Source organism: Robertmurraya sp. FSL W8-0741 (genome assembly GCF_038004005.1).
GTDB lineage: Bacteria > Bacillota > Bacilli > Bacillales > Cytobacillaceae > Robertmurraya > Robertmurraya siralis.
On record NZ_JBBOQG010000001.1, the window covers coordinates 496,188 to 521,020 of the forward strand.

The 24,833-nt window shown below is 39.5% G+C and carries 25 protein-coding genes; 14 read left to right on the plus strand and 11 right to left on the minus strand.

Annotated elements, in window-relative coordinates:
* Positions 1-26 precede the first annotated feature (26 nt).
* From NST02_RS02435 to NST02_RS02450, 4 genes are read left to right on the plus strand one after another with little or no spacing between them, the layout of a single operon-like run.
* Positions 27-1,034 carry a FecCD family ABC transporter permease gene (locus tag NST02_RS02435; protein ID WP_408014796.1) on the plus strand — a complete coding sequence of 336 codons (1,008 nt, stop codon included), beginning with the start codon at positions 27-29 and terminating at the stop codon, positions 1,032-1,034.
* Positions 1,027-2,055, plus strand: coding sequence for a FecCD family ABC transporter permease (locus tag NST02_RS02440; RefSeq protein ID WP_095313961.1), 1,029 nt, complete (start codon positions 1,027-1,029; stop codon positions 2,053-2,055). Before NST02_RS02435 ends, NST02_RS02440 begins: the two co-directional genes overlap by 8 nt.
* A gap of 15 nt (positions 2,056-2,070) precedes the next feature.
* Positions 2,071-2,859: an ABC transporter ATP-binding protein gene (locus NST02_RS02445; protein WP_095313964.1), complete on the plus strand. Its 789-nt coding sequence runs from the start codon at positions 2,071-2,073 to the stop codon at positions 2,857-2,859.
* 8 nt (positions 2,860-2,867) lie between these two features.
* A complete protein-coding gene (locus NST02_RS02450) occupies positions 2,868-4,178 on the plus strand; it encodes an NtaA/DmoA family FMN-dependent monooxygenase (RefSeq protein ID WP_340947861.1) in 1,311 nt (436 codons plus the stop codon).
* 17 nt (positions 4,179-4,195) lie between these two features.
* Here NST02_RS02450 and NST02_RS02455 read toward each other — a convergent pair whose 3' ends face one another.
* Together NST02_RS02455 and NST02_RS02460 are read right to left on the minus strand one after the other, a co-directional pair.
* Positions 4,196-5,026, minus strand: coding sequence for an AraC family transcriptional regulator (locus tag NST02_RS02455; protein WP_340947862.1), 831 nt, complete (start codon positions 5,024-5,026; stop codon positions 4,196-4,198).
* A 210-nt stretch (positions 5,027-5,236) separates the two neighbouring features.
* Positions 5,237-5,671 carry an RrF2 family transcriptional regulator gene (locus NST02_RS02460; protein WP_095313970.1) on the minus strand — a complete coding sequence of 145 codons (435 nt, stop codon included), beginning with the start codon at positions 5,669-5,671 and terminating at the stop codon, positions 5,237-5,239.
* Between the two features lie 250 nt (positions 5,672-5,921).
* On the opposite strand from NST02_RS02460, the gene hmpA reads away from it, so the two are divergent.
* Positions 5,922-7,139 carry an NO-inducible flavohemoprotein gene (gene hmpA, locus NST02_RS02465; RefSeq protein WP_137743769.1) on the plus strand — a complete coding sequence of 406 codons (1,218 nt, stop codon included), beginning with the start codon at positions 5,922-5,924 and terminating at the stop codon, positions 7,137-7,139.
* 63 nt (positions 7,140-7,202) lie between these two features.
* Here hmpA and NST02_RS02470 read toward each other — a convergent pair whose 3' ends face one another.
* Positions 7,203-7,667, minus strand: a complete 465-nt coding sequence (locus tag NST02_RS02470; RefSeq protein WP_137743770.1) for a phage tail protein — start codon at positions 7,665-7,667, stop codon at positions 7,203-7,205.
* A 14-nt stretch (positions 7,668-7,681) separates the two neighbouring features.
* Entirely contained in the window at positions 7,682-8,164 is a 483-nt protein-coding gene (locus NST02_RS02475; RefSeq protein ID WP_095313978.1) for a GyrI-like domain-containing protein, read from the minus strand.
* Positions 8,165-8,271: 107 nt separating this feature from the next.
* Between NST02_RS02475 and NST02_RS02480 the strand changes: the two genes are divergently transcribed.
* The 3 genes from NST02_RS02480 to nagE all read left to right on the plus strand — a co-directional run bounded on the left by NST02_RS02480 (position 8,272) and on the right by nagE (position 12,368).
* On the plus strand, positions 8,272-9,234 hold the full coding sequence (locus NST02_RS02480) for a helix-turn-helix transcriptional regulator (protein ID WP_095313982.1): 963 nt from the start codon (positions 8,272-8,274) through the stop codon (positions 9,232-9,234).
* A gap of 128 nt (positions 9,235-9,362) precedes the next feature.
* A complete protein-coding gene (locus NST02_RS02485; RefSeq protein ID WP_095313984.1) occupies positions 9,363-10,232 on the plus strand; it encodes a hypothetical protein in 870 nt (289 codons plus the stop codon).
* Between the two features lie 684 nt (positions 10,233-10,916).
* Positions 10,917-12,368 carry an N-acetylglucosamine-specific PTS transporter subunit IIBC gene (gene nagE / locus NST02_RS02490; protein WP_340947866.1) on the plus strand — a complete coding sequence of 484 codons (1,452 nt, stop codon included), beginning with the start codon at positions 10,917-10,919 and terminating at the stop codon, positions 12,366-12,368.
* A gap of 56 nt (positions 12,369-12,424) precedes the next feature.
* Here the strand turns inward: nagE and NST02_RS02495 are convergent, their stop codons facing one another.
* On the minus strand, positions 12,425-13,156 hold the full coding sequence (locus NST02_RS02495) for a GntR family transcriptional regulator (RefSeq protein ID WP_095313988.1): 732 nt from the start codon (positions 13,154-13,156) through the stop codon (positions 12,425-12,427).
* Between the two features lie 124 nt (positions 13,157-13,280).
* Here NST02_RS02495 and nagA point away from each other — a divergent pair, with 124 nt between their 5' ends.
* From nagA to NST02_RS02510, 3 genes are read left to right on the plus strand one after another with little or no spacing between them, the layout of a single operon-like run.
* A complete protein-coding gene (gene nagA / locus NST02_RS02500) occupies positions 13,281-14,447 on the plus strand; it encodes an N-acetylglucosamine-6-phosphate deacetylase (RefSeq protein ID WP_137743815.1) in 1,167 nt (388 codons plus the stop codon).
* 2 nt (positions 14,448-14,449) lie between these two features.
* Entirely contained in the window at positions 14,450-15,178 is a 729-nt protein-coding gene (nagB, locus tag NST02_RS02505; RefSeq protein ID WP_095314028.1) for a glucosamine-6-phosphate deaminase, read from the plus strand.
* 9 nt (positions 15,179-15,187) lie between these two features.
* Positions 15,188-15,823, plus strand: a complete 636-nt coding sequence (locus tag NST02_RS02510) for a copper homeostasis protein CutC (RefSeq protein WP_340947868.1) — start codon at positions 15,188-15,190, stop codon at positions 15,821-15,823.
* 101 nt (positions 15,824-15,924) lie between these two features.
* Here the strand turns inward: NST02_RS02510 and NST02_RS02515 are convergent, their stop codons facing one another.
* The 6 genes from NST02_RS02515 to NST02_RS02540 all read right to left on the minus strand — a co-directional run bounded on the left by NST02_RS02515 (position 15,925) and on the right by NST02_RS02540 (position 21,342).
* Positions 15,925-16,305 carry a VOC family protein gene (locus NST02_RS02515; RefSeq protein ID WP_095313994.1) on the minus strand — a complete coding sequence of 127 codons (381 nt, stop codon included), beginning with the start codon at positions 16,303-16,305 and terminating at the stop codon, positions 15,925-15,927.
* 120 nt (positions 16,306-16,425) lie between these two features.
* Entirely contained in the window at positions 16,426-17,010 is a 585-nt protein-coding gene (locus NST02_RS02520; RefSeq protein WP_095313997.1) for a DedA family protein, read from the minus strand.
* 391 nt (positions 17,011-17,401) lie between these two features.
* A complete protein-coding gene (locus NST02_RS02525) occupies positions 17,402-18,211 on the minus strand; it encodes an ABC transporter ATP-binding protein (RefSeq protein ID WP_137743772.1) in 810 nt (269 codons plus the stop codon).
* Entirely contained in the window at positions 18,211-19,242 is a 1,032-nt protein-coding gene (locus tag NST02_RS02530) for a FecCD family ABC transporter permease (RefSeq protein ID WP_137743773.1), read from the minus strand. The genes NST02_RS02525 and NST02_RS02530 overlap by 1 nt, the downstream gene beginning before the upstream one ends.
* The gene (locus NST02_RS02535) at positions 19,239-20,279 is read right to left on the minus strand and encodes a FecCD family ABC transporter permease (RefSeq protein ID WP_340947869.1); all 1,041 of its coding nucleotides are present in this window, start codon (positions 20,277-20,279) and stop codon (positions 19,239-19,241) included. The genes NST02_RS02530 and NST02_RS02535 overlap by 4 nt, the downstream gene beginning before the upstream one ends.
* Positions 20,272-21,342: an iron-siderophore ABC transporter substrate-binding protein gene (locus NST02_RS02540; protein WP_212934091.1), complete on the minus strand. Its 1,071-nt coding sequence runs from the start codon at positions 21,340-21,342 to the stop codon at positions 20,272-20,274. The genes NST02_RS02535 and NST02_RS02540 overlap by 8 nt, the downstream gene beginning before the upstream one ends.
* A 449-nt stretch (positions 21,343-21,791) precedes the next feature.
* Here NST02_RS02540 and NST02_RS02545 point away from each other — a divergent pair, with 449 nt between their 5' ends.
* The 3 genes from NST02_RS02545 to NST02_RS02555 all read left to right on the plus strand — a co-directional run bounded on the left by NST02_RS02545 (position 21,792) and on the right by NST02_RS02555 (position 24,832).
* A complete protein-coding gene (locus NST02_RS02545) occupies positions 21,792-22,631 on the plus strand; it encodes a tyrosine-type recombinase/integrase (RefSeq protein ID WP_340947870.1) in 840 nt (279 codons plus the stop codon).
* 66 nt (positions 22,632-22,697) lie between these two features.
* Positions 22,698-23,603, plus strand: coding sequence for a glycine betaine ABC transporter substrate-binding protein (locus NST02_RS02550; RefSeq protein ID WP_137743777.1), 906 nt, complete (start codon positions 22,698-22,700; stop codon positions 23,601-23,603).
* 95 nt (positions 23,604-23,698) lie between these two features.
* Complete coding sequence (locus tag NST02_RS02555; protein ID WP_340947872.1) at positions 23,699-24,832, plus strand: ABC transporter ATP-binding protein; 1,134 nt, start codon at positions 23,699-23,701, stop codon at positions 24,830-24,832.
* Position 24,833 lies beyond the last annotated feature (1 nt).

Sequence of the window (24,833 nt, forward strand, 5' to 3'; positions counted from 1 at the left end):
GCACGTTAGAAGATAGGTGCAAAAGAGTGAATCAGACAGCTAATATTCGAAATATGATTATGTTCATAACTCCATTATTGATTATCGCCACAATGATAATTTCTGTTTCATATGGAACAAAAGAGATCGGGCTTGAAACGATTTGGCAGGCACTGCTCCATTTTGATCAAAGCAATGCGGATCATCAGATTATCCGGACGAGTAGAATTCCTCGGGCAATTGCTGTTCTTGTTGTTGGCGCATTTTTAGCTGTTGCCGGCGCGATTATGCAAGGGATTACGCGAAATTATCTTGCATCGCCTTCGTTAATGGGCGTGAACGATGGTTCCGCTTTTGTGATTACGTTGGCGTTGGTCATGGCGCCTGGATTGGCCAACTATGAAATGATGATTCTCTCCATTATTGGCTCGGCTTTGGGAGCAGGTTTAGTATTTGGCTTTGGAGCGGCGATTAAAAACGGTCTGTCGCCGGTCAGGCTCGCGATCATCGGGACTGTCATCGGAACTTTTTTAAGCAGTGTTGCTTCTGCGGTTGCGATGTATTTCCAAGTCTCGCAAACTGTTGCTGCTTGGTATAATACAAAAATTCATACTGTTGATACGGGTATGCTTCTTCTCTCGGTGCCATTTGGTTTAGTCGGCATATTAATTGCTCTAATTTGTGCACGTGCCATCACGGTAGCCTCTTTAGGGGAGGATATTGCCGTAGGGCTCGGGCAAAAAACAAAGCTTATTCGTTATTTATCGATGTTCTCTGTTGTTCTTTTAACAGGAACGGCAGTGGCACTCGTCGGAAAAATTGCTTTTGTAGGATTGGTTATTCCTCATATTGTAAGATTTTTAGTTGGAGTGGACTATCGTTCTATCATTCCCTGTTCACTCTTAGTGGGTGCTTTTTTCCTTAGTCTGTGTGATTTAGTCAGTCGTTTCATTAACTATCCTTTTGAAACGCCAATTGGGGTCGTAACGGCTTTTATCGGAATTCCATTCTTTCTTTATTTAATTCGATCTCGTGGAGGTGATAGGCATGCCTAAACCAAAGCGGAATCGATTCGTTTTTACCGTCATCGTCACCTTTACTATCATTTTTATCGGATTTTATTTGCATGTCACCAATGGCATGTTTGATATGAGCGTCGTGGAAGTTATTAAAACCTTGTTTGGTTTGGTAGATAATGAAAAATTTAGACTTGTCATTTTCGAACTGCGTCTTCCACGAATTATTATTGCGATCTTAGTAGGTATTGGTTTAGCGTTAGCGGGCTGCGTTCTTCAAGGGATTACGAAAAATGACCTAGCCGACCCTGGAATTCTAGGGATTAATGCTGGAGCAGGAGCGGCGGTTGTCTTCTTCATGTTCTTCTTTCAGTTTCAAGCAGTCCGTACAGATGGATCAGAATGGCTCAACATTATGATGATGCCAATATTCGGGTTAATTGGTGGAACGATAGCGGCAGCCATTATATTCGTTCTTTCCTATAAGCATGGCCGTTTAGATGTACAACGGCTGCTTTTAACAGGGATTGCCATTAATAGTGGGTTTGGGGCATTGTCCTTGTATCTTTCATTAAAAATGAACGAGAAAGACTTCGAATCTGCCGCACTTTGGCAGGCTGGTGCAATTTATAATGCAAATTGGATCTTTATTGTCTCGATGCTCCCTTGGATTATTATTCTTGGCATTTACATCTATCGAAAGTCTTATTTACTGGATTATTTTCAGCTTGAGGATAATACCATTGTCAGCTTAGGGATTCATTTGGAAAAAGAAAAAATTCTTCTCCTTTTGGCCAGCGTTGGCTTAGTTAGTGCCTGTGTATCAGTTTCAGGGAGCATTGGCTTTATCGGATTGATGGCTCCCCATATTGCCCGGCAGTTAGTGGGGATTAAACATCGCTTCGTAGTACCGGTAAGTGCGTTAATTGGTGCTGCTTTGCTCGTTTTTTCTGATTTTATTGGAAAAACTTTATTCGCCCCATCAGAGTTAGCCGTTGGCATCGTCGTTTCCATTATTGGGATTCCGTACTTCTTATATTTATTAGTGAAAGCACGTTAAAAGGAGGAAGATAGAATGCTGACTGCTTTTCGGATGGAAGAATTAACGGCAGGATATGAACGAAACATCATTTTTGAAAATTTAAATGCCTCTATTGAATATGGCAGAATCACGACAATCATCGGTCCAAATGGTTGTGGCAAATCAACGCTTCTTAAAACAATGGGGCGGATATTGAAAAAAGAGAAGGGACATGTATTCCTTCAAGAGCAGGATATGCAAGCACTCTCAACGAAGGAAATTGCCAAACGGCTGGCGATTTTATCCCAATCTCCTTCTGCACCACCTCAGCTAACTGTTGGAGAATTAATCTCATATGGTCGCTATCCCCATCGCAAAAATGTGAATCGGCTGTCCAAGCAAGATAGGGAAATGATTGACTGGGCGATGGAAGTGACGCAAACGACGGAATTTGAAGCGCGTGAATTAGCTCAATTATCAGGTGGACAAAGGCAGCGGGTATGGCTGGCGATGGCATTGGCACAAAAAACAGAGATTCTTTTGCTTGATGAGCCTACGACCTATTTAGATATGGCTCATCAAATTGAAGTGCTGAAAATAGTCAAGAAACTGAATGAAGAACACGGCTGTACAATCGTGATGGTGCTGCATGATATTAATCAGGCTTCTCGCTTTTCGGATACCATCATTGCCATGAGGAGCGGAAAGGTGTTGGCAACTGGAACACCGAGAGAGATTATGACAGCGCCGGTTTTAAAGGATGTATTTCAAATTACCGCTACTATTATCGAGGATGAAGATATTCCGGTATGTGTATCTTATGACGTATTACCGCAAGAGTAGGAAGGAGAATGAATATGTCTTTGTGTATCGGCTTAACACTTTCTCCAACATGGTTGAACGGGGAAGGGTGGAGGCGTGCGGATAGTAAAGCTGAACAGCTGTTTTCAAGTCAATATTATCTTGAGCTGGCGCAAAGGGCTGAAGCAGCGAAACTGGATTTTGTGTTTAAACCGGATAGTCTTTTTTTCAATAAAGAAATGGCCGATAAATCGCCAGGGCACACATGTTTAGACCCCATTGTCATGTTGGCTTCGATTGCCAGAGAGACAGAGAAAATTGGTCTTGTCGCGACAATGTCTACGACGTTTAGTGAACCTTTTACGGTTGCTCGGCAGCTGCAATCGCTAAACTGGATGAGCGAAGGGCGGGTAGGCTGGAATATTGTCACTTCGATTGAGGGAAGCGGCAACTTTGGAAAAGATGAGATGCCTTCTTCAAAAGAAAGATACGAAAGGGCACTAGAATTTACTGAGGTAGTACGTAAGCTTTGGGCCAGTTATCCAAATGAGGCGCTAACAATAAATCGGGAATCTGGACAATTTGCCGATCAAGAAATGATTTTTCCCATTCACCATAAGGGCGAGTTTTATCATGTAGAAGGTCCATTGAATGTCCCTGCTTTTGATTCAACGTCCATTCCATTATTTCAAGCAGGTGCTTCCGATTTAGGGAGAAATTTTGCTTCTTTTGTGGCAGATGCCTGCTTTGCTGCCACACCAGATTTGGAATCAGCAATTGAATTAAGACGAGATTTACATACAAGGGCTCATAAACATGGACGTGATTCAAGAGCGATTCGTGTGTTGCCTGGCATGCATTTCTTTTTAGGAGAGACTCGTGAGGAGGCGCAGCAACTTTATCAAGACGCTTATGCCCATTTAACGAATGAACAAAGATTAGCTGCGGTTCAGCGTATTTTAGGTGTGGATCTTAGTCATCTATCGCTCCAATCCCGCATCACTGCTAAAGACATTCCTGAAGTGATGGAGAACGTCCGCAGCCGAACGCATGCAGACTTACTAAGACGAATCATCATCAATGAAGAGCCAACTCTTCAGACGTTGCTTTCTAAACCTGAAGTCATTGGCTCGGCCCACTGGGTCGTCATTGGAACACCCGCTGATGCGGTTGAAGAAATAATAAGATGGTACCGGCATGGTGCACTTGATGGAGTGATCGCCTTGCCAGGGGGATCTGTCCAATCTTTGAATTTATTTTTAGAAAAGGTAGTTCCTCTTTTAGTAGAAAAAGGGCTCTTTAGAAAGGAATATAGTGGCAATACCTTAAGTGAGCATTTGCACGAAAAAGTGAAGAAGTAGCGCTATTTCGCTACTCTTTACAGCCTTTGATGGTCCTTTCTATATTGACTGGGGGATGTCCCTGTTAAACTTTTAAAAACCCTACTGAAATAAAAATTATCCTGATATCCGACAGCTTCAGAAATCTCAGAGACGGTGAGTTCACTAACGGTAAGCAATTCCTTCGCTTTGGAGATTCGGTATTTTGTTAAGTATTGGATCGGGGTTAAACCTGTGATTTTTTCAAAGAGGTAAGCTATCCTTCTGCGATCAATCTCAAACATGTCGGCTACTTCACGAATGCTAATTTCTTCCTCATAATGTGTGTGGAAGTAATCTAATATTTTGGTTACCTGCTGTAAGGTAAAGTTGTATTGGCTATTTCTCGCACCATTTAAAATGGATTGGAGTAAATTCATGAACAGAACCTTTAATTCAAACTGGGAGAAATAATCAGGATTCATATTTTTGTTCAATAATAGTTGAACAATTTCTAAAATTTCCTCCATATGATCAATTTCGATTGAGAAGTGTTTGTTGGCAAAGGTACTAAATTTATCCTCAGCATCAATTAAATGATAGTGGATAACAACGTACGTCCAATCTTCTTCAAAGGTTTTAATTTCAATATCCATCCCTGCTCCGGCATGGACGATCGTATTCTTATCAATATAATAAGGAACGCCATTTAAGGAGAAGCGGGCTTCACCTTCAAGTGGAATAATCAGTCCGCAAGTTTGAGAATCCGTTTTTCGATTTGTATCTATTTTTCCAGCAGGTAATGTGCTTTTAAAAGCGTTTCTAAATTGAATCGAGGAGGTTGCGAAATACTCGATTAACTCATTTGTTTTAATAGCCAATGCATTCACCTCTTTTCAACCTTAAACGATAATGATAATCATTATTAATAATTATATCAATATTTAGGAGTGTTAAAAAGAGTTTGTTTTTAAGATTGTATGTCAGGAAATGATCAAACTGTCTTTACTTTACAGAGCCAGTTATGGCGATAATGAAAGCACTACAATGAATATTGTTTATCGAGGTCATTTTTCTCTCTCAACTGTGATTTTCAATTTTTAAGAAGAAAAATAATCTTTCAACATAATATTGTTATTCACAACATCCTCAAGCGTATAGCGATCCAACTCTTTTAAAAATTGTTCTAAAGCGTTCTGAAAAATATGTTTAAGTGAACACACTGGTGTAATGACACATTGACTATTTTTGCGATCAAAACATTCAACAATATGAAAATCTTCTTCTGTCTGGCGAATCAGCTCCCCAACATTTATTTCGGAGGGGGACTTTGCTAGTCGAACGCCTCCGCCTCTGCCGCGAATGGTTTCGATATATCCCATTTTTCCTAAATGATGAATAATCTTCATTAGATGATTTTTTGAAATAGAAAATGCATCTGCGATTTCAGTAATTTTTATTAGTTTCTCGCGATCCTTTGTGCCTAAATAAATGAGAACCCTAAAAGAATAGTCAGAGTAACTAGTTAAACGCATTATTTTTTCTCCTCACATTGCTTCCTTTTGTTTATGGCTTTGTAAATGAGAATCATTTTCTCAGGGAATCTTGGTTTCACATGAAACAATATGGTTTAACAAAGCCTTGTTTATAGAATATATGACTGGCAGCAAATTTCAAATTGTAAACTTAAAAGATGTATTTAAAATATTGCTTTGAGATGTATTTGCTTTTATCATAAAAGATGTATTTTAAATATATCTTAAACAAAAAAGGAGTCGTTACACAATGTTAGCTCAAAAAACGATCGATATCATTAAATTCACAGTACCGGTATTAGAAGTTCACGGTGTTGAAATTACGACAGTATTCTATAAAAATTTATTTAACGAGCATCCTGAATTGTTGAATATTTTCAATCATGCAAACCAAAATCAAGGCCGCCAACAAACGGCTTTAGCAAATGCCGTTCTTGCTGCAGCTCAATATATAGATCGACTGGAGGTGATTTCTCCTGTTGTTAGACAGATTGCAGAAAAACATCGTAGCCTTGGTGTAAAGCCTGAACATTATCCGATTGTTGGAGAACATCTTCTAAGAGCTATCGAGGAAGTTCTTAGTGCTGCAGCAACGGAAGAAATTATCAATGCATGGGCTGATGCATATGGAGTGATCTCCTCGGTATTTATTAATATAGAAAAAGAGCTGTATGAACAAGCAGCATTACAGACAAATGGTTGGAGCGATTTCAAACCGTTTAAGGTGATCGATAAAGTCAAGGAAAGCGAGGTCATTACATCTTTCTATTTAGCTCCGGCTGATCAATCAGCAGTTCCTGTGTTTGAATCGGGACAATACATTACCGTCCGCCTTCAAATTCCTGGTGAGCCTTATTTAGTCAATCGCCAATATAGTTTATCCGCTGCCCCAAATAAGGAATATTTCCGTATTTCTGTAAAACGCGAAGCGGAACCTAATAAGCCGGAAGGAAAGGTATCCAATTATCTCCATGATCATATTCATAATGGGGATGTTATTGAAATGACGGCACCTGCGGGAGAATTCACTCTAAAGGGAGCAAGCTCTGCACCAGTTGTTTTTATTAGTGGGGGTGTTGGTATTACCCCATTTATCAGCATGGTGAACAGCATTGCAGACCATGAGCCGACCCGTTATGTTACATTCATTCATGCATCAAAGAATGGAGAGCAACAGGCTTTCAAAGAGGAATTGCTAGAATTAGCGGAACGAATGACAAATTACCATCTTTCATTCATCTATGAAAACCCTTCTGAAACAGACCGATTGAATAAACATTTTAAAAAAGAAGGTTATATTAATACGGAGTGGTTAAAGGAAAATGCCGTAGTGGATAGTGCGGAGTACTATCTTTGCGGTCCAGTTCCATTTTTACAAGCAATCCTTCGTGGTCTAAAGGAACTTGGTATACACGAAGAGCAGATTCATTATGAGTTCTTTGGACCTTCAATGAAGTTAGATATTTAAAAATTCTTTTGTTCAATCAGGAACTTAGAATGTCCTGATTGAACAAATATCGGATCACAGGCTTTAATATTGCCCTTTAATAACAAAGAACGAACCGCGAATTGTTCCGGCTAGTTTGGATTTTTGTCTGGCAAACTTAAACTTTCCTTCTAATTCCTTCGGTACTTCCATTCCTTCAGAGAGCTTAAAACCAACAGCGCGTTTTTTCGGATCATCGACATTATACATGACATTGACCTCAAGCCCATCTTCAAAAAAGACGAAAGCCCATTTAATATTTTCTACTTGGAAACGAGATGTTTCTAGCGGTTTAGCTGCAAACTCAATATTGCGTTCTTCTTTCAATATATGGTTGACATACGCAATGGTGTCCTGACTCTCGCAGGCTGGAACAACTGTAAATTCATGCTTATATTTGTTCATAAAATAGCGGGCTTCATTTGCACGTAATCCGGCTAGAGCATCCACTACTGGTGAAGATTCTAAGCCAACTGTTGACACATTTTTAAAATCAACAACATAGGTCATTACATCTCCCTCCTTTATTTTCGAATAACAGGGATCCACATTTCACCAAATACGAAATCGTTTCGTTGCCCCATTACAACCGTGGTATTTGGACCCCCGACATAGGCAAAATCATCTGCCTCTGGCAAAGCTTGACCAAAGGCAATGCCAGTAAGCAATTGGCTTAATTGCTCATCTGTCTCCGCTTCCCCTTTCACAATTAGGTATTCTCCCTTAGGGAATTGGATCACTCTAGCTTCTTCATCTGGTAAAGTGGCTTCTGTCATGACTCCGGCATAATGCATCATTTTATTGTTTACTGCCTCGTTCACGACAAAAATGTAGTCATTCGTGGCAAGTTCTTTTAAAGTTTCAAGTCGGCCATCCTTTTTAACCGTCTGCCAAAATTCCGACTTTTCCTTGTTGATGCCAGCATAGTCTGTATAATCACTCTTAAGTTCTGTTCCTAAGCCTAAAACGGTAAAGCTATCTTTTTCTTCAATTGTGTACTCTGCCATATTTAAAACCACCTTTTTTTTATTTATCAAGTGATTGGTCTTTGCACTTGATAAGTTTATAATAGCCATAAATCATATCAAAAAATGACACTGTTTAGGAGTTTTCGATGAAAAAGGTTGAACGAATTAATATTATTATGCGCTATATTAATAATCGTGCCCACTTTACCATTTCTGAAATCATGCGAGAATTTAATATTTCCCGTTCGACAGCGATTAGAGATATAAAAGAAATTGAAGCGATGGGAATGCCGTTAGTAGCTGAAGTTGGCAGGGATGGAGGTTATTCGGTTATGAATAATTCAGTTTTGCCCAATGTCCGCTTCACAAATGATGAGATTAAAGCTCTGTTTATCGCCTTTATGGCAACAAGAAATCAGCAATTGCCATATCTTAAAAGTCGTCAGTCTTTAACTGAAAAACTACTTGGACTTATCTCAGAAAATCAGCAGGAGACGCTCGTTCACTTAAATCAAGTTTTACTATTTGAAGGAACTAACCCTCATAATCCTGACTTGCTTGATTTGTCAGATCTACCGCACCCAATGTTAGAAAAACTTATTCAAACGATTCTTTTGGATAGCTATTTATTGCTTTCACTTAAAGAGGAAAAGGAAGAAAAGTCTTATTCGATTTATCTCCTCCATCTTTTTCGGGAAAAAAGTCTCTGGTTTATTGATGGTTTTGATTTAGAGAAAGAGAAAAAGCGGGTCTTCCCTGTTGACAATCTTACTGAAGTAACCTTACTCCCTGGGAAAAAGAGAATGAGCAAGAAAGCTATTTTTGACAAAATAAAAAGGGGTGATGCGAGCACCAATCTTGTCCTTGAGTTTGGGCCTGAGGCCATTATGCAGTTCAAAAAATACCACCCTTTAAAAGTCTCCATATCCTATACAAATCCTTATCAAACGACAGCACTTTTAAAGACTTATGTTAATGTTAATCATTCAGAGGAATTGGCAGAAATGGTGAATTGGCTCCTTTTTCTTGGGAGTGATCTCAAAATTAAGGAAGCACCGGAGGAAATTATTCAAAGAATGCAAGAAAGGCTGTCCTTATTGTGTCCATAGGAGTATAATGCACATTTCGAATGATTGAATTGAGAAGAGGAGTCATCTGTTTGATAAATGGTAATAATTTACCAAAAAGAAGAGCATGATAGATCCAAACTAGCTTTGCTGGAAGAGGAGCGTTCTGAATGTTGGGTACCGCTTTTTGGAGTCATACCATTTGGTTTATTTTGCTTGGAATTACGACGATGATAGAATTAATTATCATCTTGTTAAATGTAAAAAAGCGACCTACCGTCTTGGCTTTATATCTTACTATTAGTGGAATGACCTTTTTCTTTGAAATGATTATTTTATCTCTTTTAAGAGCATATACGTATTATCCAATGCTCATTCCAGACTCTCCGCCCGACGATTCAATCGCCGGAAACCTTTTTTCGCAATTTTCAGTGTCGGCATCGGCATTGCTGCTCGCCGTCTTTCATTTAAAATACTACTGGTATATTGTGTTTGCACTAATCTATGGTTCGATTGAAGAATTGTTTCTTGCTTTAGGGTTATATAAGCAAAACTGGTACCACACGTGGATGACTGTTTTATTTTTGCTGTTCTTTTTTTGGGTAGCGAAGCAGGCTTATCGCCTATGTTTTACTCGACTGAAGGGGTGGTTACTATATGTGTATATTTTCCTCGGACTGTTGACGCTGCACCAAAATACGATTGTTTGGGTTCTGAGATTAACGGGTATTCAAAGATTCAGTGAAAATATATTTCCTGACAAACAACATAGTTTAATTTTTTTATCAAGCCTATATATGCTTGTGCTTGGTGTAATCATCATGCTTGTTTATTTTTCAAATATTCGCTGGCACTGGAAGATTGCGCTCATGGTATTCCTATATATCGGACATTGGCTGGGTCTGCACTTTGATTTAATCATTTATAAAGAAGGATGGTTTTTGATTTCCACAACCATTTCAATAGGGGCAATGTATTTATTTACATACATTCTTGATAAATTATATGAAAGTAGGGGTGTGGCAGGCAATGGTGCCTAATGGCTCATTCTTTCGCAAGCGTGGTTCCTAATTGTCAATCAATTTTGTACTGTGTAAGGCTGTTACGATAATAAATCAATTCACGAACTAGTAGAACATATTATTGAAAAAGTCTCACAAGAAGGAGGTGTTAGTCTTAATAAAGAAGCACAATAATCAGCTTAGTTGGTACGTTCCAATAAAAGGATAATTTACTTCAATCAATTATAGTGTAAATTAGCTTTTTATGTCGATAAATTTCGGGATTAATGATGATGCTTGTTAGAAAAGTAAAAGTAGTCTACTACTAATTGAATAACTCCCGAGTTTTTTAGAAAAATTTAGAGTTTAATAGTAAAAAAAGTTCAAATGCAAAAATATTTACAAGGAGTTGTTATTATTTTGCTTCATTATTTCCAGGAAATAATCGCAGAATGGTTCTTAACTGAAAAAATAACTAGTATTTGAAAAAGAATGATTGATAGGACAAATGAATATAATGAAAGGAGCTTGTTAAGATCACATGCACTAATGAAACATACTAGACTAGTGGTATAGACAACTATATTTGTTAATGCTATAATCGATTCGAGAAATCGGTTTGGAAACGCATTCAAACGGACTTTGCAATTATTTTTCTGTTCACCTAAAGCGTATTGTGAATCGATTCGTGTGTACAAAATAAGTAAAAGGAGGTTTATAACTATGAAGAACTATTTTCAAAATCTTGGTAAGTCTCTCATGCTTCCGGTAGCGGTACTGCCTGCTGCTGCTCTTTTAATGGGGATCGGTTACGCCATTGACCATGAAGGCTGGGGTGCTGGAAATCCCGTTGCTGCCTTTTTCATCGGTGCAGGTTCATCGATTTTAGACTTTATCCCGATCCTTTTTGCTGTTGGGGTTGCCATTGGAATGACAAAGGCAAAGGATGGTGCGGCTGCAATCAGTGGTTTAGTCGGCTATCTTGTTATTACCAAATTACTTTCCACCGATTCGGTTGCGAATTTAAGGCATATTCCAGTTGAAGAAGTGAATATCGCTTTCAATGGAATTGAGAATGTCTTTATTGGTATTTTATCTGGTTGTATTTCAGCAGCTCTTTACAATCGTTTTAGTAATACGAAATTGCCTGATGCTTTAGCGTTCTTTAGTGGAAAGAGATTGGTTCCGATTTTAACATCTCTTGTCATGCTAGTAGTTTCTATGGTGATGTTATTTGTGTGGCCAGTCGTTTATTCTGGACTCCTATCCTTCGGGGAAGCGATTAGTAGTTTAGGAGCAATCGGTGCAGGAGTATACGGATTCTTCAACCGATTATTAATTCCAACAGGGCTGCACCACGCTTTAAACAACGTATTTTGGTTTGACGTTGCGGGGATTAATGATATTAAAAACTTCTGGGCTGGTACTGGTGAATTGGGAATTACCGGAAGATACCAGGCTGGGTTCTTCCCAATCATGATGTTTGGTCTCCCTGCAGCGGCACTTGCGATGTATCATACGGCAAAAACAAAGCGGAAAAAGCAAGCCGCATCACTATTAATGGCGGGAGGAATTGCCGCATTTTTAACAGGGGTGACAGAGCCACTTGAATTTTCATTCATGTTCTTAGCTCCAGCGCTTTATGTCGTGCATGCGCTGTTAACGGGAATTTCTTTATTTGTAGCAGCAACATTCCAATGGACAGCTGGATTTGGCTTTAGTGCCGGATTAATTGACTTTGTATTAAGCTCACAGCTGCCGTTAGCAAATAAGCCATTAATGCTTGTTTTTCAAGGTCTAGTATTTGCTGTTATTTATTATGTGATTTTCCGCTTCCTGATTGTGAAATTTAACTTAAAAACACCGGGACGTGAAGATGATGATGTCGTGGTCAATGAAGAAATTGCCGAAGCTGGTTCAAAGGATCGTTTTGGACTGATGGCGGAAACGATTTACGAAGGTCTTGGTGGAGACAGCAACGTTGTTTCAGTTGATAATTGTGCAACGCGCCTGCGTGTTGAAGTAAAAGATGTTGAAGCTGTCGATCAGAATAAAATTAAAACAACAGGTGTTCCGGGAATAAAAGTAGTCGGGAAGCACAGTATCCAAGTTATTGTTGGGACGCAGGTGCAAGCCGTTGCTGAAGAAGTGAAAAAAATTCGCAAAGAGAATTAACAAAAAAAGGCTAGTATCTAATTTGGATACTAGCCTCCTTCGTAGGGAAAACTAAATTAATCACGTTTCATTTTCATTTTGAACTTATATTTATCTGCCCGATACGTAGATGTGACAAATTCGATTGGAGTTTGTTCTTCGTTTTGTAAAAATGAGGTGCGTTCCATCACTAAAACAGGACTGTCTTTTTTAATCTTTAAATGTGTTGCCTCTTCATCGCTGGCAAGCGAGGCCTCAATGGTTTGATAACCGAAGCCAATTTTAAAATGGAGCTTTTTTTCTAAGTAGTCATAGAAAGAATGGGAGAACTCTTGGTAGTTCATCTCACCAACGATTGTTTTCGGTGTATATATCGTTTCTAAAGCAACTGGTTCATTATCAGCTAAGCGAATGCGTTTAATTTTGCAAACTAAGTCAGTTGGAGAAATCGAAAGAGTTGAAGCAAGCTGTTCATCGGCTTTGATAAAGTCAAAGCTAATTAATTTGTTGGAAGGGCTGAGTCCACGGTTTCTCATATCTTCACTGAAGCTAGTGAGACCGGACAAATCCTGTTCAAATTTTTTATCAGCAACAAATGTGCCTTTTCCTTTTTCACGATAAACAAGACCTTCTTTAACTAAATTATTGATAGCTTGTCGTACGGTCATTCGACTTATCGCATATTTTTCCGCATATTCTCGTTCAGATGGTAAAAGATCGCCAGCTTTTAATTGTTTTGTGTGGATCATGCTTTTTATTTCTTCTTCTAATTGATAATATATAGGTATATGAGATTGTTTATTAATCAAGGGAAAATCCCCTCCTTAGGTGGAAAGTAAGACATTATAAATTTTATCAAAAGAATGAAAGCGTGTATATATGTCATCTGGTATAGACAACTATACTTATTTTGAAAGGGTGAGCAGCTTGAACATGCATTATTTATTAATTAATCATGCAAAGATTTTTTTGGAAAACAAAATTGTAAATTGTGGTGCTGTATGGGTGGAAAATGGGCAAATTAAAAAGATAGAAGAAAGACCTGTTGCTAACATCGCTCATGATGTTCATGTCATTGATGGTACGAATCTGAATTTAATTCCAGGCTTTATTGACGCTCATATTCACGGAGCAAATGGTGCTGATGTGATGGATGCAACGGAAAAAGCATTGGATGATATGGCAGTTCTTTTACCGAAGGAAGGTACGACGAGTTTTTTGGCAACGACCATTACCCAATCTCCTGAAAATATTGAAAGAGCATTGGAAAATGTAGCTCGTTATTCAAATAAGCCGGGACATGCAGAAGTTATTGGTGTTCATTTGGAAGGGCCGTATGTGAATAAAGCTAAAGCGGGAGCACAGCCAGTGCAGTATATTACAGATCCTAATTTGAGCCAGTTTAATCGTTGGCAAAAGCTTTCAGGAAATCAAATTCGAACCATTACGATGGCACCTGAACTGGATCAAGAGGGCTGCTTTATTAAAGCATTAAGTGAAATAGGGGTTAATGTGTCAGCCGGACATACAGATGCTGGATTTGCTGGAATTCAGAAGGCAGTCGCACAAGGGGTTCAGCAATTGACCCATTTATGCAATGCGATGAACGGCATTCATCATCGTGATATTGGTGCGGTGGGTGCGGCATTTCAGTTAAGGGATCTGCATGCCGAGGTCATTCCTGACGGGATCCATGTTGCACCTGAGATGTTGGAGCTGGTTTATCAAAATGTTGGCAGTGACAGACTCATATTAATTACGGATGCGATGAGAGCGAAAGGATTGCCTGCTGGTGATTATGAGCTTGGTGGACAGCCTGTGAAAGTAACAGAGGATCGCGCTGTTCTTGAAGACGGAACGTTGGCAGGAAGTATCGTATCCATGCGGGATGGTGCGGCAAACATGCTCGCGATTGCTGGAGTTGAACTTGGTGATATCGTAAAAATGGCCTCTATTAATCCTGCTAAACAAGTGGGGATTTTTGACCGTAAAGGAAGCATTGCTTTGGACAAGGATGCAGATCTATTACTTGTCGACGATCAATTGACGATAAAGTATACCATTTGCCGTGGAGAAATTGCTTATAAAGGAGAAGAGTAATGATGGAATTCATTAAAGTAAACGATTATCAAGCTATGAGTGAGAGAGCTTGCTCTATTATGATTGAAACGATAAATCGTATCAAGAACCCTGTTCTTGGTTTGGCAACAGGTTCGACTCCTGAGGGGTTGTATCAAAAAATCATTGAGAAGTTTAACGAGGGAAAGGTTTCTTTTCAAGATGTGACAACCTTTAATTTAGATGAATATGTCGGCCTGGATCGAGAAGATGTGAATAGTTACTATCGCTATATGAAGGAAAAGTTATTTAATCATGTCGATATTAAGCTTGAACGTGTTCATCTGCCAAACGGGGCTGCTGCTGATCTTGAAGCAGAATGTCAAAGGTACGAGAAGCAAATCCGACAGGCAGGAAAAATTGATTTGCAAATTTTAGGAATGGGGATCAATGGTCATATTGGTTTTAATGAGCCGGGAACCCCGTTTAGCAGTAGGACCCATGTTGTTGAATTGGAAGCTTCTACTCGTGAAGCAAATTCGAGATTTTTCCCAACGTTGGATGATGTACCGACGCAAGCCTTAACGATGGGAATTGCAACGATTATGGAAAGCAAAGAAATCCTGTTGCTTGTTTCTGGTGAACAAAAAGCGGAGGCAATAGCCCGGTTGACTGATGGGGATATTTCTGAGGATTTTCCAGCATCGATTTTACGTAACCATCCGAATGTCACGGTTATTGTTGATGAGGGCGCCATGGTGCTGGCTAAATAAGGTGGATGGATGATGATTAGAGAAGCTTGTGTGGAGAATTTTACGAACGTTCCGGAAGTGATCGCGAGAGGGGCAGAGCGGATTGAACTATGCGATAATCTTGCGGTTGGCGGTACTACGGTGAGTGCGGGTGTTGCCGCTACTGCGATCCGTTACTGTCACCGTAAAAACGTAAAGGTCATGAGCATGGTTCGGCCAAGGGGCGGAAATTTCATTTTTAGTAATGAAGAAGTGGACATTATGAAGCAGGATCTGCTCCATCTTAAGCAGCTAGGCACTGATGGGGTCGTCTTTGGCTGTTTAAATGAAGCAAGCTGGATTGATGAAGAGGCGATGCTTTCGTTAATAGAGGTAGCTCAAGGAGTAGATATTACCTTTCATATGGCCTTTGATCAAATTCTGTCCGATCATCAATTTAAAGCAATTGATTGGTTGGCTGAACATGGTGTCAAACGGATTTTGACCCATGGTGGTTCAGGCACATCTAAAATAGAAGACAATGTCACGAGAATTCAGGAATACATTGATTATGCCGCTAATAGAATCATTATTCTCCCTGGCGGCGGAATCACAAATGAAAATTTACGAGCGATAACCGATTTGTTATCAATTGACGAAGTACATGGAACGAGAATTGTCGGTTGAAACGAAAATAAGTAAGCTTTTATACGCTTGCTTATTTTCGCTTTTTGTCCTATCACTGCTATTCATGAACCGATTATTAAGAGTTACGATCGATTCATCAATTAAACAGTCAATTCAATTAAATTACCCTCAGGGTCTTCTACAACACTTTCATAGTACCCGTCACCAGTTACACGGGGGCCGTTAACAGTAGGATAACCATCACTTTTTAATTTCGCTGTTATGTGATTAACTGCTTCTTTACTCCCCAAGGAAATCGCGATATGTGCCCATCCCATTTTTTCCCCTTTAGCATGCTGGTTTATTCCTTCTTTACGCATGATTTCTAATCGTGCACCTGACTCAAAAGTTAGAAAATAGGATTCAAATTTCTTTTCTCGATTGTGATATTTAGTGTTTGATTGACAATTAAAATAAGTTTCATAAAACTTTTTCATACCTTCCAAATCATTCACCCATATTGCTATATGTTCAATTTTCATTCCACATTCACTCCGATAATTTATGATTATAGTAGGGGTGCTACCAACTACATGATCAAGGGGCAACATCCGTAACCACTGAACTCGATACTTGTACTTCTGTTTTACAACTATAAATTGTTATTTCGCTCTGTTTGCTCGTATATAGAAGTATATCAGTAATGCCAATAATGCTATCCAAATTATTTTAGAAGTTTGATGGAAAACATTACCAACAATCGTCCAATTATTACCTAAAAATACTCCTAAAAGGATAAAACTACTCGTCCATATAATGGCCCCAATAGAGGCGAATAGTGCAAAGGAAAAATAGCGATAAGTGGACATCCCCGCTAGATAGGCAGTGATATGCCTAACTCCAGGTAAAAAATAGCCTACGATGAGGAAAAAACCTCCATATGCCTTAAAGCTATTTTGAGCCCACTCAATCCTTGTTTCAGTTATGTTGAGTTTTGGTCCAAATCGTTTTATGAAAGGTAGTCCAAGCTTGAGTCCCAGTAGATAGCTAACGGAAATTCCCATAATGGCTCCAACCATGGCAGTAATAAGTGAATATTTTAGTGACAATGTTCCTAAAAATACATTATATCCTACATAAGTAAGTAGAATTTCATCAGGCAAGGGCAGACCGACGATCCCTAAAATAAGAGTAATAAAAATTGCAGTGTATCCGTAATGCTCTATGAAGGTTCCTAAATCAAACATATTATCCTCCGTTTCTCTATAGGGTCAAAAATTGGGAGTTTTCAGAACGGAGACACCCAAATCCTAATTTATAATAGATTAACTCAATTAATATTATGATAATAACATTAATTTTAATTAAAATTAATCAGCTTTTTTCTTTTGCACTTAAAAAGGAAGATCAGTTAATTGTTTTGGTAAGGTTCACTAATAGATGTTAATGTGATATTTGTTAGATAAAAAATAAAAAGAATAGACAGAAACAATCCCAATTAATAAAGGAATTTTGAAGTTAACTTGTGGGCATCTATTAAAAGAAGAAAAAGCAGGTGGAGAAAAATAGGTATTTTTTTTCACCTGCTTTTTTATGTTGATAGTCCTTAATCAGCATTTAGTAGAGGTGAGAGCTGCGTTACTTTCCTCTATTATCATGATATCTTCCGATTGGCACAACGGATGGAGAGCCTGAAATTGGATCTGCTATTACTGTACAGTTCAGTCCGAAAATATCCTTAATTAAAGTGTCAGTAATCACCCTTGTCGGCTCTCCCTCTGCGACAAGATGTCCTTGGTGCATCGCGAAAATATGGTCTGCATATCGTGCAGAAAGGTTGATATCATGAAGAACCATGACGATGGTCGTTCCGTATTTGCGATTTAGGTCTGTGAGCAGGTCAAGAATTTCAACCTGGTAGGTAATATCTAAAAAGGTTGTTGGTTCATCAAGGAATAATATATCTGTTTGCTGTGCTAATGCCATGGCAATCCATACACGCTGCCTTTGACCCCCTGAAAGTTCATCAATATTTCGATTGGCGAGATCAGTAATATTCATGATTTCCATTGCTTCAGCGACGGCCTCATAATCTTTCTTTGTCCATCCACTAAGCAATGATTGATGTGGAAATCGCCCACGCCCAACTAAATCTGCAACTGAAATGCCCTCGGGAACAATAGGAGATTGCGGCAGCAGTCCGACTATTCGAGCCAGCTCCTTTGAAGGAATTTTTCCAATTGGCCTTCCATCAAGCGTGATTTTTCCAGAGGACGGTTTAATTAACCTTGCTAATGTTTTTAGAAGTGTGGATTTTCCACAGGCATTAGCACCAATAATAACGCTAATTTTATTGCTGGGAATCGCAAGGCTTACTTCATGAATAACGGTCTTATTTTCATAACCTGCCACGATTTGCTCAGCCTGAAAAAGATGTGTCGGTTTCATTATAAATCTCCCTTTCGATTCATTCGGATTAGCAAGTAGATCAAGTACGGCGCTCCGAGTATTCCAGTGATGATGCCAACAGGGAATCTAACTTCAAAAGCAAATTGACCGATCAGATCTGCTGCCAAAACCAAATTAACGCCAACAAGCCCCGCGGGAATCATGTTTGAAAAGCCAACGCCCACCAGTCTTTTTGCAATCGGTCCCGAAAGGAAAGCGACAAAGGCGATTGGGCCCGTGGTCGCAGTTGCAAGAGCGATCATACAGACAGAGCTGACAATTAGCAAAATGCGGGCTCTGTCGGTATTCACTCCAAGCGTTGTGGCCGACTGTTCTCCTAATTCTAATAGACTTAAATGTTTTCCTAACACGAATACTATCGGGGTACAAATAAAAACGGTTAGCACGAGAGGTGGAAGCTCATGCATTTGAGAACCATTTAAACTTCCGCTGAGCCATCTAATTGCTGCCGGTATATCCTGTTGGGCACCTTTTAGCAGGAGGTAGGATATAAAGGCATCAAGCATAGCCTGTATTCCGATTCCTACTAAGATGAGACGTCCAATTGAAAATGTTTTCCCTTTAGATAATAGATAAATGACAATAACAGTGGCAAGACCAGCGATCACCGATACAATGGAAACGACTGTGTTACTCGTATGAAGGATAAGGATGCAAAAAACAGCAGCCGCGCTGGAGCCGGAAGTGATTCCGATTACATTCGGATTCGCAAGCGGGTTTCGCAGCATTGTTTGAAAGATGTGTCCACCGATCCCGAAAGCAAATCCGGCAAACAGGCCTGCCAGCATACGTGGCAAACGAATCGTATTGACCGCAAAAGAAACTCCTTTAATCTGTTCACCTGATAGTGATCGGATCACATCCTGGACAGGATAGATTGTATTTCCCAATAAAAGCATGGTACAGCTAAGGATAAAGGCAAGCACTGCCAATAAGGCTGTGACAAGAATCCATCGGCGCCGTCTCTGGCGCCGACCTGACATAATAAATTCAACAGAGTTATTTTTCATAATGAACGCACTTTCGCTTTCATAGCAATAATAATGAGTAACGGAGCCCCAATAAAGGCAGTTACAACACCGACTTCAAGCTCACCTGGGCTGCCGATCAGTCTCCCAAATACATCTGATATCGTTAAAATGATCGCACCTGAAAGAGCGGCCATCGGTATAACGAAACGCAAGTCAGGACCGAGAATAAGGCGGATGATGTGGGTGGACAAAAGTCCGACAAATCCGATTGGCCCTGCTAATGCAGTAGTTGCTCCACATAAAAGAACTCCAGCAAGGGCTGCAATCATTCTTAATGTTCCTGTCCGAACTCCTAGTCCTGTTGCTACATCATCGCCTAATGCTAGGGCATTAAGGGCTGACGCAGCTAGGATTCCGATCAGCAGTCCGAAGATCAAAAAGGGGATGAATGTAGTGATCGCGTTCCAATTGGCTGAACCAACGCTCCCTACTTGCCAAAACCTAAATTGATCCATGACATAAGAACGAGGAATGATAATGGCGCTCACTAGAGAAGAAAGGGCAGCGCTTGTCGCCGCCCCAGCTAAGACAAGCTTAAGAGGCGTGGCACCTCCACGCCCCATAGAGCCAATTCCGTAGACGAAAACGGCGGTAATCATAGCTCCAACGATCGCTAACCAAATATATTGATTCGCTGTACTAATGTTTAAGAACGCAATTCCACAAACAACAAATAGTGCTGCGCCTGTATTGACCCCGAGTATACTTGGATCGGCAATGGGATTGCGGGTGACAGCCTGCATAAGCGCTCCTGAAACACCGAGTGCGGCACCGCAAAAGACACTGAACACGGTTCGGGCAATTCTTTGTCGAACGACGTTTGCTCCATAAGAGTCTACATCCGGTTGAAATAAACCAGCGATGAGCTCATCTAAACCGACCGTTCGAGATCCGAGCACGAGCGACGCGATTACACATGTTCCAAGCAAAATAAGACAAAGGCTCAGTACCATTGGAAAATTCCTCGGAATATGTGAATAAAGCGGTTTGTTTTTTGAAACAGATGAACTAGTCATTTAACTTTTCAATAGCTCCTGCAATTAATTCTAAATATTCGTCAATCGTATAGGCGATTGAAAGCGGGTTTGGGTTGCCTGACGCTGCTAAAGGTGTACTCGCTCCAATAAATACAACGGAGCCTCTTTCAATAGCGGGGATTTTTCCAAGCAAAGGATCGGCTTTAACTGCTTCATATAAACTTTCATCCCCGTAACCGATAATAATATCGGCATCGTTCAATATGTCTGCATTTTCCGCACTTATATTTAATGAATAACTTGAAGGATCAGCAATCTCACTTGTAACACTTTCAGGATACTCCATTCCTAACTCGATTAGGAAGGAACCGCGTGGGTCAGTAGGTGTATAGGCATGCAGCTTGGACATGTCTTGAGCTGAGAAGTTGACCCATGCAACTTTTTTCCCTTTGATTTGTGGATACTGATCCGCTTTTTCTTGAATTAGCTCTTCTGTATCTTTAATTAATTGTTCACCTTCTGCTTTCATGCCCATACCTGTTGCATTTAAAAGAACTTGTTCACGCCATGTGGTAAGCCAAGGTGCCGTTTGGTACGGAACAACCGGAGCGATTTCATTTAAAATATCGTAGTCTTCCTGAGTAATACCTGAGTAGGCTGCTAAAATAACATCTGGATTTGCGTCTGAAATTGCCTCAAAATCAAGACCGTCTGTATCTTGAAAAACATTTGGATCGTCAACACCAAGCTCTTTCAGCTTTTCAGCCGTCCATGGCAATAGCCCGCTGTCATCTTGAACGCCATAATTTGCAGCGGAGAATCCCACTGGCACTACTCCAAGGGCAAGCACAACATCATGGTTTGCCCATTGCACCGTTGCTACTCTTTCGGGTTTGCTTTCAATCACTGTTTTTCCAAAGGCATGTTCAATGACAATTGGGTATTCAGTATTTTCTTCCTCAGAAGAAGGTGTTTCTGTTTTTTCAGTATCAGTATTTTCAGATGTTGTTGCTTGCTCAGACGAACAGCCAGCTAGTACGATCATGAATAGTGCTGAAATGATTAATACGCTTAATAATGACCATTTTCGATTTAATCTCATTTTTTTCATCCTTCTTAAATGTTTTGTATTCATTCGTTCATTTTAGAAGCCCAATCCATTTATCGAGGGCATCTCGTATTTGGATAAACCAATATGTAGATTGCTAGTATAGGGACACTCCTTATTTTTTTGAGAATGATTTTCAACTTCAATGATAATCATTCTCAAGAAGAGAGTCAATGAAAAAATTGCGAAAATTTCTTCATTGGATTTTTTAACTAGATTTTCAGATTGCTAGCATCTGGGAGGATGTTTCAGGATTCACAAGGATATGTAAGAATGAAGTGTTTAACTTTAGCTCACTCTCAATTATGATGACATGATGGGAATTTTTCGAAAATTTGCAGTTTGAGTTAACATAACGTTAAACACTATAATATTCATCATAGAATCACTTTCATCATAGAATTTACGTTCATCTGCTGAATCTTTTCTGGAAGGTGTGATGTATGAAGGAAATATTGAGGCACTATGAAGATGATTTAAAAAGAAGAGAAAAGGAAGCAAGTACAACAAAGATGTATGTTCATGTGATGAAGCAGTTTAAAACGTGGCTTGAGGCTAAGCAAAAAAAGCTGGCGCAACTTACAGAAAATGATGTTTTTCAATTTCGGGAACATTTAGTTGGAAAAGGTTATAAGGTTGCCACTATTAATAAGTTGATTTCTGTATTACGTACATTTTTAGTATGGGCTACTAAAAACCATTACATTCAAATGAATATACCAGAAAATCTTCGCCTATATGAAGATAAAAGAAACACCCCCATTAAATGGCTCACTGCCGAAGAAGAATCGAAACTTCTACAAATTTTAACCCTTGAGAAAAACCCTTTCAAAAAAGCCCGCAATGAAGCTCTTATCTATGTGCTGCTGTATTCAGGTTTGCGAATTGAAGAATTGAGTCATTTACAAACTGAAGCAGTCACGAAAAATACCATTCAAGTTATTCACGATGGAGTTTTATCCAGAGAAGTCCCGTTAGCTCAAAAAGTGGCTGAAAAAGTATTTACTTGGATTCATGTTAGAAGTTCTACTGGAAAAGAAGTGTATTTAAATAGTCCATTTTTATTTGTGACGGAACGCTCTGGGAAGATGCAGCCACGCGCTATTCAATTTGTCCTTGAAGTGTATAGTGAAAAATTAGGGTTTCCAATTACCTCGCATTTATTAAGAAATACGTACTGTAGAAGATTAGTTGAAATTGGTTTTACGGTGGAACAGGTAAAACAATATGCAGGTCATAAATCCATTACTACTAGCTACAAATATTTCACATTTGATTGTTGATATCAATAAACCTATAGGCTAGGCAAAAGCTTTGCCTAGAAATAAGGAACTTTAGGAGGAACAACAATGAAAAAAATCATAACGATTGTATTTACAGCACTTCTTATGTTTGCGCTTGCTGCTTGCGGGAATAAATCTGGAGAGGCTGAACCAGGCAAGATTGTCATTTCAGGGAAAGAATTTACAGAGCAAATTATTCTTAGCCATATTATGGCGGAGTACTTGAAGGCAAAGACGGATTTGGATGTTGAAGTAAAAGAAGCGTTAGGTGGAGTGTTCGTATTACAAGAAGCGATGAAAAAAGGCGACATTGACATGTATGTAGAGTATACAGGAACAGGCTATTTAAACGTTCTAAATAATGAATATGAACCTAATCAAAGCCCTGACGAAATTTTTGAGGCAACAAAGAAAGGATATGCTGAGGAGTTTAATATAGCTTGGCTGGAACCGCTAGGATTTAATAATACGTATGCTTTAGGGTTAAGAGAAGAGCTTGCCGACGAATTGGGATTGCAGACATATTCTGATTTGACTGCAGTTGCACCAGAGCTATCATTCGGGGCAGATCCAGAGTTCTTTGAAAGAGGAGATGGATTTGATGCATTAGCGGAGGCGTATCAGTTTGATTTCGGTGTAAAGAGAAATATTGATCCTGATTTGCAATATACGGCTGCTAAAGATGGAGAGATTGATATCATTACAGCTTTTTCAACAGATGCGCGAATCGATCAATATGAATTGGCGATTTTAGAGGACGATCAGGAGTTCTTCCCGCCATATTACGCTGCACCAATTGTGCGCCAGGAAGTATTGGATGCAAATGAAGGACTTGAAGACGTTATTAATGAGTTGGCAGGCACTTTGACAGATGAAAGAATGAGAGAGTTAAATGGCCAAGTTAATTTAGAGGGAAAAGAGCCAAAGGATATTGCAATTGAATTTTTAAAAGAAGAAGGCTTAATCGAATAATCGATTGCTCATGAAGCTAAAGGCTGTGTGACTAATGTACACAGCTTCTTTTATCAAAAAAATCATGTGAAAATCAAAAGCAGAGAGGGATCGATATGATTAAATTTGAACATGTTACAAAGAAATACGAGGATAATTTCATGGCATTAAATGATATAAATTTAGAGATTCATAAGGGCGAATTAGTCACGCTCATCGGTCCAAGTGGTTGCGGAAAAACGACGACGATGAGAATGATAAATAGGTTGAACGAACCGACGGCAGGGAAGATTTTTATTAACGGAGAAGATATTTCAAAGATGGACCCAGTTGAGCTAAGAAGAAATATTGGCTATGTTATTCAGCAGATTGGTCTATTTCCCCATATGACGATTGAAGAAAATATTGCGCTCGTTCCAAGGTTGAAAAAATGGGATGAAGCAAGATATAGCAAGAGAGTAGATGAACTATTGGATTTAGTTGGTTTAGATCCTTCCACTTTTAAACATCGTTTTCCGTCTGAGCTAAGCGGCGGGCAGCAGCAGAGAATCGGTGTAATTCGTGCACTTGCGGCAGAGCCTGAAATTATTTTGATGGATGAGCCGTTCAGTGCGCTTGATCCGATAAGCCGAGAACAGCTTCAGGATGATATCGTCAGTTTGCAGGAGGAGATTCAGAAAACGATTGTTTTTGTAACCCATGATATGGACGAAGCCATTAAAATTGCCAATCGAATTGCCATCATGAAAAAAGGGGAAATTGTTCAGATCGACACTCCAGATAAAATTTTGCGCCATCCTGCCAATGAGTTTGTAAAGGGATTTATAGGTGAAGAACGATTGAACCAAGGAACGTCCATGATCCCATCGGTAACCGATCTCATGCATTTCAATGTGGTTACAACTTCGCCAAGGCGCGGGTTAGCAGAAGCGTTTCGTCTGATGAAAGAGAAGAAAGTAGATAGTTTATTTATTACTGATAAGCGAAAAACCTTTTATGGTGCCGTTTCTCTTAAGAAGCTTGATGAAAACTATAAAAATGAGAGTTTAACAGTGGCCGATATTATACAAACAGATATCAAGACGCTGAGTGCTGATGCCGTCGTAACAGATGTGGCGGAGCTTTTCCACGGCAGTGATATCGGAACGATACCGGTGTTGGAGGAAAATAAGCTAATCGGAGTCGTTACTCGCTCCAGTATGATGAGAGGGCTTGCGGAGTGGAATCATAGTAGTGGAGGGAATCAATAAT